Source organism: Streptomyces sp. NPDC015144 (assembly GCF_043079735.1).
Taxonomy (GTDB): Bacteria; Actinomycetota; Actinomycetes; order Streptomycetales; family Streptomycetaceae; genus Streptomyces.
The window spans coordinates 125,137-139,999 of the sequence record NZ_JBIBUU010000013.1 but is presented as its reverse complement, the minus strand read 5'-3'; the positions used below and the strand labels follow the sequence as shown (position 1 = coordinate 139,999).

Annotated in this window: 16 protein-coding genes; 2 read left to right on the top strand and 14 right to left on the bottom strand. The window is 70.9% G+C overall.

All coding sequences use genetic code 11. The features are described 5' to 3' along the window. The first annotated feature begins 56 nt into the window (after window positions 1-56). A complete protein-coding gene (locus ACF08W_RS22470) occupies window positions 57-1,319 on the top strand; it encodes a tyrosine-type recombinase/integrase (RefSeq protein WP_392280305.1) in 1,263 nt (420 codons plus the stop codon). 181 nt (window positions 1,320-1,500) lie between these two features. Here the strand turns inward: ACF08W_RS22470 and ACF08W_RS22465 are convergent, their stop codons facing one another. From ACF08W_RS22465 to rpsB, 5 genes are all read right to left on the bottom strand, one after another. Further along, window positions 1,501-2,556, bottom strand: coding sequence for a phosphatidate cytidylyltransferase (locus ACF08W_RS22465; RefSeq protein ID WP_385212017.1), 1,056 nt, complete (start codon window positions 2,554-2,556; stop codon window positions 1,501-1,503). Then, window positions 2,556-3,113, bottom strand: a complete 558-nt coding sequence (gene frr / locus ACF08W_RS22460) for a ribosome recycling factor (protein WP_352276476.1) — start codon at window positions 3,111-3,113, stop codon at window positions 2,556-2,558. Before frr ends, ACF08W_RS22465 begins: the two co-directional genes overlap by 1 nt. A gap of 176 nt (window positions 3,114-3,289) precedes the next feature. Further along, on the bottom strand, window positions 3,290-4,069 hold the full coding sequence (gene pyrH, locus ACF08W_RS22455) for a UMP kinase (RefSeq protein WP_352276355.1): 780 nt from the start codon (window positions 4,067-4,069) through the stop codon (window positions 3,290-3,292). A 161-nt stretch (window positions 4,070-4,230) separates the two neighbouring features. Then, window positions 4,231-5,067: a translation elongation factor Ts gene (gene tsf / locus ACF08W_RS22450; protein WP_352276354.1), complete on the bottom strand. Its 837-nt coding sequence runs from the start codon at window positions 5,065-5,067 to the stop codon at window positions 4,231-4,233. A gap of 99 nt (window positions 5,068-5,166) precedes the next feature. Then, a complete protein-coding gene (gene rpsB, locus ACF08W_RS22445) occupies window positions 5,167-6,063 on the bottom strand; it encodes a 30S ribosomal protein S2 (protein WP_352276353.1) in 897 nt (298 codons plus the stop codon). Between the two features lie 381 nt (window positions 6,064-6,444). On the opposite strand from rpsB, the gene ACF08W_RS22440 reads away from it, so the two are divergent. Then, a complete protein-coding gene (locus ACF08W_RS22440) occupies window positions 6,445-7,056 on the top strand; it encodes a peptidoglycan DD-metalloendopeptidase family protein (RefSeq protein ID WP_392280304.1) in 612 nt (203 codons plus the stop codon). A gap of 41 nt (window positions 7,057-7,097) precedes the next feature. Here ACF08W_RS22440 and ACF08W_RS22435 read toward each other — a convergent pair whose 3' ends face one another. The 9 genes from ACF08W_RS22435 to lepB (ACF08W_RS22395) form a co-directional block, all read right to left on the bottom strand. Beyond that, window positions 7,098-7,664 carry a TetR/AcrR family transcriptional regulator gene (locus ACF08W_RS22435; RefSeq protein WP_392280365.1) on the bottom strand — a complete coding sequence of 189 codons (567 nt, stop codon included), beginning with the start codon at window positions 7,662-7,664 and terminating at the stop codon, window positions 7,098-7,100. 106 nt (window positions 7,665-7,770) lie between these two features. After that, a complete protein-coding gene (whiG, locus tag ACF08W_RS22430; RefSeq protein ID WP_352276351.1) occupies window positions 7,771-8,607 on the bottom strand; it encodes an RNA polymerase sigma factor WhiG in 837 nt (278 codons plus the stop codon). Window positions 8,608-8,858: 251 nt separating this feature from the next. Then, a complete protein-coding gene (gene dprA, locus ACF08W_RS22425; protein ID WP_385212011.1) occupies window positions 8,859-10,088 on the bottom strand; it encodes a DNA-processing protein DprA in 1,230 nt (409 codons plus the stop codon). Then, complete coding sequence (locus ACF08W_RS22420) at window positions 10,085-11,710, bottom strand: YifB family Mg chelatase-like AAA ATPase (RefSeq protein WP_392280303.1); 1,626 nt, start codon at window positions 11,708-11,710, stop codon at window positions 10,085-10,087. The genes dprA and ACF08W_RS22420 overlap by 4 nt, the downstream gene beginning before the upstream one ends. Window position 11,711: 1 nt before the next feature. Next, on the bottom strand, window positions 11,712-12,071 hold the full coding sequence (locus ACF08W_RS22415; protein ID WP_352276332.1) for a YraN family protein: 360 nt from the start codon (window positions 12,069-12,071) through the stop codon (window positions 11,712-11,714). 138 nt (window positions 12,072-12,209) lie between these two features. Then, the gene (locus ACF08W_RS22410) at window positions 12,210-12,518 is read right to left on the bottom strand and encodes a DUF2469 domain-containing protein (protein WP_003965949.1); all 309 of its coding nucleotides are present in this window, start codon (window positions 12,516-12,518) and stop codon (window positions 12,210-12,212) included. Window positions 12,519-12,573: 55 nt separating this feature from the next. Further along, window positions 12,574-13,062 (bottom strand): NUDIX hydrolase, encoded by a 489-nt coding sequence (locus ACF08W_RS22405; protein ID WP_352276331.1) that lies wholly within the window; start codon window positions 13,060-13,062, stop codon window positions 12,574-12,576. Beyond that, window positions 13,052-13,801 carry a signal peptidase I gene (gene lepB / locus ACF08W_RS22400; RefSeq protein ID WP_392280302.1) on the bottom strand — a complete coding sequence of 250 codons (750 nt, stop codon included), beginning with the start codon at window positions 13,799-13,801 and terminating at the stop codon, window positions 13,052-13,054. Before lepB (ACF08W_RS22400) ends, ACF08W_RS22405 begins: the two co-directional genes overlap by 11 nt. 43 nt (window positions 13,802-13,844) lie before the next feature. Next, window positions 13,845-14,759 carry a signal peptidase I gene (gene lepB, locus ACF08W_RS22395; RefSeq protein ID WP_392280364.1) on the bottom strand — a complete coding sequence of 305 codons (915 nt, stop codon included), beginning with the start codon at window positions 14,757-14,759 and terminating at the stop codon, window positions 13,845-13,847. Window positions 14,760-14,863: the final 104 nt, after the last annotated feature.

The following is a 14,863-nucleotide window of genomic DNA, read 5'->3' as shown; positions in this document are numbered from 1 at the left end:
CAGGGGCGCGGCCATCACCGGTCGCGCCCCTGCTCTGCACCTGAAGGAGCACAACTTTGGCCGGCCACGTCCAGGACCGCTGGTACAAGACCGAGATCGACGCCAACGGCAAGGAACGCCGGGTCAGAACCGACCGCTACGGCACCGGCCTCCGCTACCGCGCCCGGTACATCGGACCGGACGGTAGTGAGCAGTCCAAGAGCTTCCCCGACAGGCAAAAGCGCCTTGCTGAGAAGTGGCTCACCAACATCGCGTCCGACATGTCACGCGGTCAGTACATCGACCCCCGCGCGGCCCGAATCACCTTCCAGACCTACGCTGAGAAATGGCTCTCGGCTCATACCGCCGACCTGTCCAGCCAGATCGTGACGGAACAGCGGTTGCGTCTCCACGCGTTCCCCGTCCTCGGCAGTCGTCCGCTCGACTCATTCCGCCCTGAGCACGTCCGCGGACTCGTCAGCATCCTGGAAGCGAACCCTGCTGTGAGCGGCGCGTACGCGCGCAACATCTACGGTGACGTGCGAGCGGTGCTCAGCGCGGCCGTGGACGACGGTCTGTTGTCACGCAATCCGTGCTCCGTGAAGTCCGTCCGTCCGCCGGCAGTCGAGCGGCGCCGCGTCGTGCCATGGCTACCCACCCAGGTGCGCGCCGTTCGCGCGGCGCTGCCTGAGCGGTACCGGACCATGGTCGACACCGGGGCAGGGTGCGGACTCCGACAGGGTGAGATCGTGGGGCTCGCCGAGGACGCGGTCGACTTCGAGGGCGGAATCCTGCGAGTGGTCCGGCAGGTGAAGCTCATCCGAGGGAAGGCAGTATTCGCCCCGCCCAAGTGCGGCAAGGAGCGAGACGTACCTCTGCCGCCCTCGGTGGCGGAAGCCCTCCGCACCCACGTCGACGCCTTCAAGCCGGTGGGGATCACGCTGCCGTGGCGGAAGCCGGACGGTCCCAAGGTGTCGGCCCGACTCCTGTTCACGAACACCGCGAGCGGGGTCGTGTGGCGCAGCAACTTCAACATCCAGGAGTGGAAGCCCGCGCTGGCGGTCGCTGGCCTGATCCCGGACGCCGACGACGACGGCAAGTTCGAGTCGGCTCGGGAGCACGGCATGCATGCTCTGAGGCATTTCTACGCCTCGGTACTGCTGGACGCTGGAGAGAGCATCAAGGCCGTGAGCCAGTACCTGGGGCACACGGACCCCGCCCTGACGCTGCGGGTGTACGCGCATCTCATGCCGTCGAGCCAGGAACGGACCCGGAACGCCATTGACGGGCTGTTCTTGCCCGCCCCCGAGGAGCCAGACGGCCCAGAGACGGCCCAGTAGCACGCAAACGGCCCCTGAACAGCACTAAACGCGCTGGTCAGGGGCCGTTTGATGCCGGATCAACGCCAGTTCTCCGGGCTTAGGCATGGTTCTTCCAGTGTCGCAGACAGAACGGTGAGGGCCCGCCGTCCTGTGGACAGCGGGCCCTCACCGGTGAAATAGCAGGTCAGCGGGGTGTTGATCAGGTGGAGCCGACGAACAGCACCAGCAGCAGCCAGACCACCGGCGCGGTCGGCAGCAGCGAGTCCAGCCGGTCCATGATGCCGCCGTGCCCCGGCAGCAGCGTGCCCATGTCCTTGATCCCGAGGTCCCGCTTGATCATCGACTCGCCCAGGTCGCCCAGGGTGGCACTGGCCGCGACCGCGAGCCCGAGCAGGAGCCCCTGCCACCAGGAGCCGCCGTCGATCAGGAACTGCATGCACAGCGCCCCGGCGACCATCGCGAAGGCGACGGCTCCGAACAGGCCCTCCCGGGTCTTTCCGGGGCTGATGCGCGGCGCGAGCTTGTTCTTCCCGAACCGCCAGCCGACGGCGTACGCGCCGGTGTCGCTGACCACGGTCAGCAGCAGGAAGGTGAGCACCCGCTGCGGCCCGTCGTCGGCGGTCAGGAGCATGGCAACGAAAGTGGCGAGGAACGGCACGTAGAACGCGGCGAAGACACCGGCCGTGACGTCCCTGAGGTAGTCCGCGGGCGGCTGGGCCATCCGCCAGACCAGCACCGCGAGCGCGGTCAGCGCCATCGCCACCCAGGCGCCTTCGGCGCCCTTCACGTAACCGGCCACCACCATCGCCGCGCCGCCCACCGCGAGCGGGATCAGCGGCGCCCGGATGCCCTTGCGCTCCTGGAGCCGGGAGGTCAGCTCCCACAGCCCCACCACGACGGCGAGGACGATGACGGCGACGAAGACGGCCTTCACGATGAAGAGCGAGGCGACGATGACGGCGCCGAGCCCCACACCGACCCCTATGGCAGCTCGCAGATCACGGCCCGCACGCTTCTTCTGCGGGGACGGCGGCGCGGTGGACATGGGCTCCTGCGGGATCTCGTCACGGAACAGGGGGCCGCCGCTCAGGCGTCCGGCCCCCCGGTCCCGGTCATCACGGTCGTCGGCGTCTCTGCCTGCGCCGGGAACGTCCGGCACACGCACATCGTAAGCAGGACCCACCGGAGCGGCCCGCATCTCGGGCGCGCCCCAGTGGCCGGCCGCCTGCGGGACGCCCCGGGAAGAGTCGTTCATCAGACTTCGAGCAGCTCGGCTTCCTTGTGCTTCAGCAGCTCGTCGACCTGCGCGACGTACTTCGCGGTGGTGTCGTCGAGCTCCTTCTCGGCACGACGGACCTCGTCCTCGCCCGACTCCTTGTCCTTGACCAGCTTGTCCAGGTTCTCCTTGGCCTTGCGGCGCACCGCGCGGATGGAGATCTTGGAGTCCTCGGCCTTGCCCTTGGCGACCTTGATGTAGTCGCGGCGGCGCTCCTCGGTGAGCTCCGGGAAGGTCACCCGGATGATGTTGCCGTCGTTGCTCGGGTTGACGCCGAGGTCGGAGTCGCGGATGGCCTGCTCGATGTTGCGCAGCGCGCTCTTGTCGAACGGCGTCACGACGGCCATGCGCGGCTCGGGAACCGAGAACGAGGCCAGCTGGTTGATCGGGGTCAGCGCGCCGTAGTAGTCGGCGACGATCTTGTTGAACATCGCCGGGTGCGCGCGGCCGGTGCGGATCGCGGCGAAGTCCTCCTTCGCGACGACGACGGCCTTCTCCATCTTCTCCTCGGCCTCAAGGAGGATTTCTTCGATCACCACGTGCTCCTGCATGTCTTGAGTGGGCCCGTCGTACTAGGGCCCGGCGGGTCCTGCGTCGCGTCCTCACCTGCACGGTGTCCGACCGGCAGGCCGTTGTCCATCCTCCGGACCGGTCCCGGTGGATTCCAGGGCGGCCCGTATCTCCCCGCCGTACGCCGGGGAGGCGCCCGGGGTCATCCGAGCCGGGTGCTCCGGTCACTCACGAGCGTGCCGATCTTCTCACCCTTGACCGCGCGGGCGATATTGCCGGTGGCGGTGAGCTCGAAGACGAGGATCGGCAGGTCGTTGTCACGGCAGAGCGTGATGGCGGTGGCGTCGGCGACCTTGAGATCGCGGGCGAGAACCTCGCCGTACTCAAGTGCGTCGAACTTCACCGCGTCGGGGTTGCGCTTCGGGTCGGAGTCGTAGACCCCGTCCACCCCGTTCTTGCCCATCAGGAGTGCCTCTGCGTCGATCTCCAGGGCGCGCTGGGCGGCGGTGGTGTCGGTGGAGAAGTACGGCATTCCCATACCGGCGCCGAAGATGACGACGCGCCCCTTCTCCAGGTGGCGAACGGCGCGCAGCGGAATGTACGGCTCCGCGACCTGCCCCATGGTGATGGCGGTCTGGACGCGGGAGTCGATGCCCTCCTTCTCCAGGAAGTCCTGGAGGGCCAGGCAGTTCATGACCGTGCCGAGCATGCCCATGTAGTCGGAACGGGCCCGGTCCATACCGCGCTGCTGGAGCTCGGCACCGCGGAAGAAGTTGCCGCCGCCGATGACGACCGCGATTTCCGCGCCGTCACGGACGACCGCCGCGATTTCCCTGGCGATGGCGTGTACGACGTCGGGGTCGACGCCGAGGCCCCCGCCGCCGGCGAATGCCTCTCCGGACAGCTTCAGCATGAAGCGTCCGGCCGCCTTGCCGTCCTCGCGCTTGTGGTCGCCTGTGGCGGCGTCCGCGCCCTTGTTCATGGAGATTCTCCTCGTGCACATACGAAGAAGGCCATTGCCGGTGGGTCTGGTGTCCCTCAGCGGCAATGGCCTCCTCGTCAGATCTGCGGTCGTACGGCGTGAGTGCGGCCGACGACTGCACTAGACCCTATCGCGGGGTCCACCGTTGTTCGCGGACGGACTCAGATGCCGACCTTGATGCGCGTGAAGCGCTTCAGGGTGACACCGGCCTCGTCCAGGACCTTCTGAACGGACTTCTTGTTGTCCAGCGCGTACGGCTGGCCCAGGAGGGTGGCCTCCTTGAAGAAGCCGTTGACGCGACCCTCGACGATCTTCGGGAGCGCGGCCTCCGGCTTGCCCTCGGCGCGGGTGGTCTCCTCGGCGACGCGGCGCTCGGCCTCGACGACCTCGGCCGGGACGTCCTCGCGGGACAGGTACTTCGGGGCGAACGCGGCGATGTGCTGCGCGATGCCCTTGGCCAGGTCGGCGTCGGCCTTGTCCAGCTCGACCAGGACACCGATCTGCGGCGGCAGGTCGGGCATGGTGCGGTGCATGTACGCGGAGACGTACGCGCCGGTGAACTGCGCGAAGCGGTCCAGGACGATCTTCTCGCCGAGGTTGGCGTTGGCCTCGTCGACGTACGCCTGGACGGTCTTGCCGGCCTCGATCTCGGAGGCGAGCAGCGCCTCCAGGTCGGCCGGGGAGGTCGCGGCGACGTGCGCGGCGAGGGTGTTCGCGACGCTCTGGAACTTCTCGCCCTTGGCGACGAAGTCCGTCTCGCACTTGAGCTCCAGCAGAACGCCGGACGTCTGGTCCTCGGAAATGAGGGAGACGACGGCGCCGTTCTCGGCAGAACGGCCCTCGCGCTTGGCGACGCCCTTCTGGCCCTTGATGCGGAGCGCCTCGACGGCCTTGTCGACGTTGCCCTCGGCCTCGTCGAGCGCCTTCTTGCAGTCCATCATGCCGGCGCCGGTCAGCTCGCGGAGCTTCTTGACGTCAGCGGCGGTGTAGTTCGCCATGAGTCTGTGTTTCTCTCTCGAAGTCTGAAAGATCTACGGGTGGACGGCGGGGGCGGTGCTTGTGGCACCCGCCCCCGCCGTCCGCAGCCGTGACGGGTGTCAGGCCTGCTCGGCGTCCGCGGCCGGAGCCTCGGCCTCGACGGCCGGGGCCTCGGTCTTCTCAGCCTCGGCGGCCTTCTCGGTCTCGGCGGAGGACTGCACCTCGGCGTCGGCCTTCTTGTCGCCCTCGAGCAGGTCGCGCTCCCACTCGGCGAGCGGCTCGCCGGCGGCCTTCTCGCCCGGCTTCGAGTCACCGGTGGCGGCACCGGAACGGGCGATGAGGCCCTCGGCGACGGCGTCGGCGATCACGCGGGTGAGCAGGGTGACGGAGCGGATCGCGTCGTCGTTGCCCGGAATCTTGTAGTCGACCTCGTCGGGGTCGCAGTTGGTGTCGAGGATCGCGACGACCGGGATGTGGAGCTTGCGCGCCTCACCGACGGCGATGTGCTCCTTCTTGGTGTCGACGATCCAGACGGCGCTCGGCACCTTCTGCATCTCGCGGATACCACCGAGGGTCTTCTCCAGCTTGGCCTTCTCGCGGGAGAGGACCAGGAGCTCCTTCTTGGTGAGGCCGGAGGCGGCCACGTCCTCGAAGTCGATGAGCTCGAGCTCCTTCAGACGCTGAAGGCGCTTGTAGACGGTGGAGAAGTTGGTGAGCATGCCACCCAGCCAGCGCTGGTTGACGTACGGCATGCCGACGCGGGTCGCCTGCTCGGCGATGGCCTCCTGGGCCTGCTTCTTGGTACCCACGAACATGATGGAGCCGCCGTGGGCGACGGTCTCCTTGACGAACTCGTAGGCGCGGTCGATGTACGACAGCGACTGGAGCAGGTCGATGATGTAGATGCCGTTGCGCTCGGTGAAGATGAAGCGCTTCATCTTCGGGTTCCAGCGACGGGTCTGGTGACCGAAGTGGACGCCGCTCTCCAGCAGCTCCCGCATCGTGACGACGGCCATGGCCGTACTCCTTGAGGTGCTCGGTTGTCGCGACCGCAGGATTGCTGTCGCGCCTAACGCCCCGACGCGCCGTGCCCGAAGGACCGAGGAGCGCGGCCACCATCCGCGAAGAGGGAGGTGGCGGGGCGTGCGAAGTCGACCCGGTGGCCCGGATCGCCGTATGAAGTGTACGGGACGGTCCGGGTGGCAGGTGACGGCGCTGTCCACAACGGGTCCGTCGTCCACAGATCCAGGCCAAGATCCCCGCGGATCGGTGGATCGCGGGACGGTTCCGCCATGCGATGCACGACTGATCCGAAGGCCCCGGGGGCCCCGTCCGCACCGGATGCCCCGTCCGCACCGGCTGCTGCCCTTCTCCGGGCCGGGGCCGGGCGGAGACGGGTGCGCGGAGTGCTGGTGGCCGCGGTGGCGGGGCTGCTCGCGGTGGTGTGCGGCCCGTCGGCCGCCACGGCCGGCGCCCCGCCGCGCACACCCGATTCCGTGCGCCCACCGGCTCCGCAGCCGGCGCCGGCTCCCTCCCCGGGCACGGGGGCCGACGGTGCGCGGAGCTGGCCGCTGGCCGGGCGGCCCTCGGTCGTACGGGGCTGGGAGCCCCCGGCCGGCCCCTACGCGCGCGGCCATCGCGGTGTCGACCTCGCCGCCCCTCCGGGTGCGCGGGTGCTCGCCGCGGCACCGGGAAAGGTGGCGTTCGCGGGGCGTGTGGCGGGGCGGGGAGTGCTGGTGATCGAGGTGTCCGGCAGTGGTGATCCGCCGCTGCGGACCACGTACGAGCCGGTGCGGGCGGTGGTTCCCGAGGGCGGCGAGGTGGTGGCGGGGCAGGAGGTGGCCGCCCTGGAGGCGGGGCCGTTCCACTGCGCCTCGGGCTGTCTGCACTGGGGCCTGCGTCGCGGCGACACCTACCTGGACCCGTTGTCACTGCTGCCGCCCCGGCTGCTGCGCAGAGGACCGTCCCGGCTGCTCCCGGTGTTCGGCGTCCCCGGACCCGGGCGGTAGGGAGGGAGGCCCCGGGTCGGCACCCCGGAGGCCGCGCCAGGTCAGCCCTGTGCGCCCCGTACACCGTGGAGGATCATGGCGACGGCGGTGTCCGCGATCGCGGACGGCTCCTCGGCCGCCGCCAGTTCGATCCGCCGCACCGCGGCGTCCACCGAGCCCTGGAGCAGCATCGCCGCCAGCCTCGGACGGCTGTGGCCGAGCGCGCCGAGCGCCTCGACGATCATGGCGATCAGCCCGCCGTGGGCGGCCCTGATCTTCTCCCGCGCCCCGGCGTCCAGCTCGCTCGCGGAGATGGCGACGACCGCCCGGTGGCGCCGGTCGCCGACCAGGTCGAGCTGGCGGCGCACATAGGCCTCGATCTTCTCCTCGGGCGTCGTGGCCTGCTCCATCGCGTGCTCGACCTCGGCCGCCCAGACCGGGAAGTCCACGGCGCAGAGCTCTTCGACGACGGCCGCACGGGAGCGGAAGTACTCGTACACCGAGGACCGGGCCAGGCCCGTGCGCTCGGCGAGGGCGGGGAAGGTCAGCGCCTCCGTTCCGCCCTCGGACAGCAGGGTGCGGGCGGCGTCCAGGAGGGCGCCGCGCTGCATCGTCCGGTGCTCGGCCACCGAGGCCGCTCGAATCCTGGGCACGTGTCCACTCTACGGCGAGGGTGTTCGAGAGAAAGCGTACGGCCCTGGCGCGTGGCCGAAGCCACGCTGCGGCGGATGCGGTTCAGCGCCCGGCGTCGGCCAGTTTCGCGCGCAGTTGCAGCACCGATTTGGTGTGGATCTGGCTGACCCTGCTCTCGGTCACCCCGAGGACGTTGCCGATCTCGGCGAGGGTGAGGCCCTCGTAGTAGTAGAGCGTCACGACGGTCTTCTCACGCTCCGGGAGGGTGTTGATGGCGCGTGCGAGCAGCCGTCTGAGCTCGCGGTCCTCGGCCACCTCGACCGGGTCGTCGGCGGTGGTGTCCTCCAGCGTGTCCATGAGGCTGAGCCGGTCGCCGCCCTCGCCGCCGACGTGCAGCAGCTCCTCCAGGGCGACCACGTTGGCCAGCGACAACTGGCTGAAAACAGCATGCAGTTCCTCCAGGGCGATCCCCATCTCGGCGGCCACCTCCGCCTCGGAGGGGGTGCGCCGCAGCTGCGCCTCCAACGTCGCGTAGGCGCGCTCCACCGCCCGTGCCTTCTGCCGCACCGAGCGCGGGATCCAGTCCAGCGCCCGCAGTTCGTCGATCATCGCGCCGCGGATGCGGGTGATGGCGTACGTCTCGAACTTGATCGCACGCTCGATGTCGAACTTCTCGATCGCGTCGATCAGTCCGAAGACCCCCGAGGAGACGAAGTCCGCCTGCTCGACATTGGACGGCAGGCCCACGCTCACCCGGCCCGCGACGTACTTCACCAGCGGCGAGTAGTGCAGGATCAACTGCTCCCGCAGCCGCTCGTCGCCGGTGGACTTGTACGAACGCCACAGCTCGTCGAGCGAGGAGGGCGCAGGGGGGCGCACAGTGCCACGCGCAGCCGGTGGTACTGCCGCGCGGTCAGACCCGGAGGTGTGCTGGGGCATGTGGTGCCTTGAGCCGTTCTGCTGTGGGTGCTGGGACGTATGTCTGAGTCGGGGTCCTCGTGAGCGTAGCGTGACCGCGAGGTAGCGGTCCGCGCAGGATAAGGGATCGGTGCTCCGCGAATCCGGCCGATCCGCCATGAATTCCGACATGAATGGGATCCGGGGCCGTCGCGGCGCGCGTCGGCCCCGGAGGCGTCTCCGAGGGATCTACCGAGGTCATCGGCATCACCTTTTCACCCGAATGCCCCAGGTCAAGCACCGCCCCGCCGCGCGTCGTCACGGCGAGTCGCCGGCGGCGCCAACCGCCATCCCTCGCCATCCCGTTCGACGAACCCCAGTGAGTGCAGTTCGTACAGTCGGCCGAGCGCTTCGTCGGCGCTGGTTCCGGCGGTGCGCGCCACCTCGCGTCCGTCGGCCGCGCCCCGCCCCGGCAGCGCGTCCAGGACGCGGGCGGTGACCGGGTCCAGCAGGTCCCGGGGGTGTACGGGGCCGGTTCTGGCCGGTGCCAGCTCCCCCATGTCCCCGACCAGTTCGACGACTTCCGAGGCATCGGTCACCAGGACCGCCTCGCCGCGCAGCAGCTCGTGCACCCCTGCCGAGAGACCGCTGGTCACGGGGCCGGGCACCCCCATCGACAGGCGGCCGAGCCGTTGCGCGCAGCGGGCGGTGACCAGCGAACCGCTGCGGTACTCCGCCTCGACGACGACCGTGCCGCGCGTCAACGCCGCGATGACCCGGTTGCGCTGGATGAATCTGCCACGGGTCGGATGATCGGACGGGGGCAACTCTCCGATGACGAGCCCCTGTTCCGCGATACGCCCGATCAGCTCGGCGTGTCCCCGGGGGTAGGGGACGTCCACCCCGCAGGCCAGGACCGCCGCCGTCGCCCCGCCCACGGCGAGCGCGCCGCGATGTGCCGCTCCGTCGACCCCGAAGGCGGCGCCTGACACGACCACCCAGCCCAGCTCGGCGAGTCCCGCGCCGAGACCGGCCGCCATGTGCGATCCGTAGGGCGTGCAGGCCCGTGCGCCGACCACGGCCACCGAGCGCAGTGCCCAGAGCCGCAGGTCACGGGGGCCGCGCACCCACAGTCCGGTCGGCCGGGCGTCCCCGAGGTCGTCCAGTTGGCTGGGCCACTCCCGGTCCCCGGGGCAGACGAACCGTCCGCCGCGGGCGGCGATCGCCGCGAGGTCCCGTTCCGGCTCGGCCCTCTCCGCCCGCAGCCGGTACCCGGCGAGCCGTCTCGGGGTCATGCCGCCGAGCCGTTCCGCCGCGCCGTCCGTGCCGGTGAGGCGTCGCACCAGTTCGACGGCACCGTACTCGCGCAGCCAGCGCCCGCCGCGCTCGTCCCCGGGCTCGACGATGCGGGTCAGAGCCGCCCGCGCCAGCCTCTCCTCGGCGCTCACCGCCCCGCCGGGTCCGACCGTCGCTCCCGGTCCCCGGCCGCCCTCCTCCGGCTCCTTCGCCACCGCCCGGTTCATGACGCTCCGGCGCGCGTCCGGGCGCCCCTCGGAACACCGGTGCGCAACTCCAGTGCCTGCGCGACGTCGGACGCCTCCGGGCGCTCGGCCCCGCGCAGGTCCGCGACGGTCCACGCCACCCTGAGCACCCGGTCCAGCCCCCGGGCGGTGAGCATGCCCCGGGCCAGGTCCCGCTCGGCCTCGGCGAGCGCGCCCGGGGCGGCGGCCAGGCCGGTACGCAGCTCATGGCCGGACACCTCGCTGTTGGTCGACCGGCCCGTCCCCGCCAACCGTTTCGCGGCCCGCGCCCTGGCCTCCCGGACCCGGGCCGCGACGAGGGCGGTCGGCTCGCCCCGGCCACCCTGGCCGATCAGGTCCTCGCGCCGGACCGGGGCGACGGTGACCCGCAGATCCAGCCGGTCGAGCAACGGCCCGGAGAGTCTCGACTGATAGCGCCTGACCGTGGCCGACGAGCATTCGCACCCCTCCCCGTTGAGGCGGTGCCGTCCGCACGGGCACGGGTTGGCGGCCAGCACCATCTGGAACCTGGCGGGCAGCCGCACCACCCCGGCGCTGCGCGCCACCACGACATGGCCCGACTCCAGCGGCTGGCGCAGCGCGTCCAGTACCCGGACCGAGAACTCCGGTGCCTCGTCGAGAAAGAGGACTCCGCGGTGGGCCAACGAGACCGCGCCGGGCCTCGGCAGCCCATTGCCCCCGCCGACCAGCGACTGCATGGTCGCCGAGTGGTGGGGCGCGCAGTAGGGCGGCCGGGCGACCAGGGGCTCGCCCGGCGGAAGGATGCCCGCCACCGAGTGGACCGCCGTCACCTCCAGGGACTCCTGCCTGGTCAGCGGGGGCAGGATCGCGGGAAGCCGTTCGGCCAGCATGGTCTTGCCCGCGCCCGGCGGCCCCGAGAGCAGCAGATGATGGCCTCCGGCCGCCGCGACCTCCAGGGCCATGCGGGCCAGCGGCTGCCCCGCCACGTCCGCCAGGTCCGGCGCGCTTCCCCCGCCCTGCCCGGCGGTGCGGGCGAGCCCGGTGCCGACACCCTCGCCGGGCACCATCAGCCCGGCCAGCATGGTGTCGGGCCGACCCTCCTCGCGAGGCTCCGGCTCGTCGGGGACGGGCTCCTCGCAGAGCACCGCGATCAGCTGTCGCAGGCTCCGTACCCCGAGGACGGAGACCCCGGGGACCAGCGCGGCCTCCCCCGCCGTCTGCTCGGGCACGACGACCTGCCGGTATCCGGCCTCCGCCGCGGCGAGCACGGCCGGGAGCACCCCGCGTACCGGCCTGACCCGCCCGTCGAGTCCCAGCTCGCCGATCATCACGACATCGGCGATCGACGCCGGGTCGATCCGCTCGGCAGCCCCGAGCACCGCGCAGGCGACGGCGAGGTCGAAGCCCGAACCGCTCTTGGGCACGGAGGCGGGCGACAGGCCCACCGTGAGCTTCTTCTGCGGCCACTCGGCCCCCGAGTTCGCCACCGCGGCCCTGACCCGGTCCCGGCTCTCCACCAGGCTCTTGTCCGGCAGCCCGACCAGGGTGAACGCCGCCACCCCCGCCTCCAGGTCCGCCTGGACCTCCACCACCACGCCCTCGACGCCGACGAGCGCCACCGAACAGGCCCGTGCGAACCCCATCTCAGGCCACCCCCCGCGCATGCTCCGCGACGGGCGCACCGCGCCTGGGCAGCACGATCCCGACCAGGTCGATCCGGACCCCGCCAGGCGGCGGGCCGCCGTGCCGGTCCAGCCAGATGCCGGCCAGCCTCCGCAGCCGCTCCGCCTTCACCGGCGTGACGGCCGCCATCGGATGCTCGAACGCGCCCGCCCTGCGGGTCTTCACCTCGCAGAGAACGAGCGCGTCGCCGTCCATCGCGACGATGTCGACCTCACCGGCGCGACAGCGCCAGTTCCGTTCCAGTACGGACATGCCGGCCTCGGCCAGCAGCCGCGCCGCCAGATCCTCGCCGTACCGCCCGAGTGCCCCCCGTGCGTTCATTTCGGCACCACCTCCGGGACCGACTCTGACGTCTTCGGCCCCGGCTTGTGGATCTTGGTGGACAACTCCGGGATTGTGGACAACCCGGCCACCCGGAAGAGGGAATCGGTCCCCTTTTTGAGGCGGGATCAGGCGGGATCAGCCGCCCGGAAGCTCGAGATCGCTCTTGTTGAGCTCCTCGATGTTGACGTCCTTGAACGTCAGCACCCGTACCTGCTTGACGAAGCGCGCGGGCCGGTACATGTCCCAGACCCAGGCGTCCGCCATCGACACCTCGAAGAACACCTCGCCCTGGACCGAATGCACCTGCATCTCGTAGTCGTTGGTGAGGTAGAAGCGCCGCTCGGTCTCGATCACGTATTTGAACAGACCGACGACGTCGCGGTACTCCCGGTAGAGCTTCAGCTCCATCTCGGTCTCGTACTTCTCGAGGTCCTCGGCGCTCATTGGCATGTTCCCCTTCAGCCGTGCGTCCCCCCATTGTGCGCCAGGCCCCCGGCCTCTAAGCGATTTCGGGGTCGAGAACCAGTGGCGTTCGCGGGGGACCCTCGTCGAGCAGCGTGCGCAGCAGCCCGGCGAGCCTGGTCGGGTACACCGTCTCACGCGCCGCCGACAGTTCGGCGGAGGTCCACCATCTCAGCCCCGAGACGCTGCGCCGCTCCAGACCGGTCTGTCCGCTGGTGTCGGTGTCGGTCCGGTCCGTGCGGGCCAGGTAGTACCACTCGTCCTGCTCCCAGCGGCGGCCGTCGAACGGGAACGAGCACATCCGCCGCCAGAGCAGCGGGCCCAGCTCGACCGCGGTGATCCCGGTCTCCTCGGCGAGTTCGCGCAGGGCGGCCTGCTCCCGGGTCTCGTCGCCCTCCAGACCGCCGCCGGGGGTGAACCACCAGTCGCGCCGCGGGTCGTCCGGCTCGAAGCCGTGCAGCAGGAGGATGCGGTCGTCGGGGTCCAGGAGCACCACGCGGGCGACCTTGCGCCGTTCAGTGCGCATCGGCGGGCCGCCTCTCCCGCCCGTTCCGCGCCGAGCGGGTGAGCAGCGTCTCGACCGGCCCGTACGCCGCGCCGCCCAGGATGAGCACCACGCCCACGACCACGGCCCAGAGCTGGGTCCGGAGCGGTCCGGGCGAGGAGACCCCGCCGGGAAGACCGGCGAAGGCGCTCGGCCGGTCCACCATCCCGTTCATCGGCCAGGCGATGGCGTCCACCCGGGCCCGCACCTCGGAGCGGGGGACCGAGCCCTTCCCCGCGTCCTCCAGGTGGACCCGGGAGTCCAGCGAGGCGGTCCGGTCGTCGCCCAGCAGGAAGAGCTGCCCCTCGGGCACCTCGGCCGTGAAGTCCTCGACCGAGGCCCGCTCCTTGTACCGCAGATACGGTTCTTCGAGGGGCCGGCCGTTGATGCGGAGCCGGCCGTCCTTGCCGCAGCAGGAGATCCGGTCGCCGCCGATCCCGACGACCCGCTTCACCATCGGCATGTCGCCCCAGGCGGGATCGGTGAAGACCACCACGTCGCCGCGGCGCACCTCACCGCCGTCGATCCGTTCCGCGAGCACCCGGTCGCCCGCGTTCACGGTGGGGGTCATGGACTGGGTCGGCACCGTGTACGGCTCGTACACCACGGCGCCCCAGGCGAACCCGCCCAGGAAGAGCACGCAGCCGACGGCCACCGCCAGACCCGACAGCACACCGCCGAGCCGGCTCCGGCCGTCGCCCGTACGTCCTTGACCGCTCATCCCAGCCTCCCCGCCTCGGCGATCGCCGATCCGAGTCGGCACCCTACCCGGCGGTACGCCCACCGGTCAGCCTGCGGCGGCGCCACAGCACCAGCGGAACCGCCCCGGCCAGGCCGATCGCGCCGGGGGCCGCGGCCGCGGCGGCGCTCAGCCCCGGCTGGTCGAAGGTGTCCGGGACGGGCAGCGTCGACCAGCGGTTGATCGGCCAGGCCACGACGACGGCCCGGCCCACGACCTCGTCGACGGGCACGAAGCCCTTGGTCTTCTCGTCGATGTGGTAGCGCGAGTCCCAGGAGTTCTGCCGGTGGTCGCCCATCACCCAGATCTTGCCGTCGGGCACCGTGAACGGTCCGAAGGGCTTGTCGTCGCAGGCCGAGTTGCCCGGGAAGATGTACGGCTCGTCGAGCGCCTTCCCATTGACCTTGACCGGGCCGCCCTTCGCGCACTGCACGGTGTCGCCGCCGACCGCGATGACCCGCTTGATCAGGTCCTTCTCCTTGGAGGAGGGCATCAGGCCGATGAAGCTCAGCACGTCCTGCACCACGTTCGACTCGGGGGTCGGCTCGCCGGCCAGCCAGTTCTCCGGGTCGTGGAAGACGACGACCTCGCCGCGCTCGGGCTCCGAACCGAACCACGGCGTCAGCTTGTCCACCAGCACCCGGTCACCCCGCTGAAGGGTGTTCTGCATCGAATCCGAGGGAATCGAGAACGCCTGCACCAGGAACGTCTTGATCAACAGGGCCAGGACCAGGGCAACCACGATGAGCAGCGGCAGCTCCTTCCAGAACGGCCGCTGCGGCTTCCCCGTCCCCTCCCCGTCGAGGTCCCCGTCCTCGGGTCGCTCCGCCCCGGGTGCGGCCGGGTCCGCCGCCTGCTCCGGCGGGCCGGGGACGGCGTCGGCGGGCGGGCCGGGCCTCTCCGCGGGCTCTCCATGTCCAGATCGTGCACCGGCAGCCACGTCACTCACATCCAGTCCTCACTCTGCGCCCCGCCTGCTCCGGGGCCCTGTCCGTTCAGGCCCACTGCCCCGAACAACGAACGGGAGTTCCGCAGTGCCGCTGC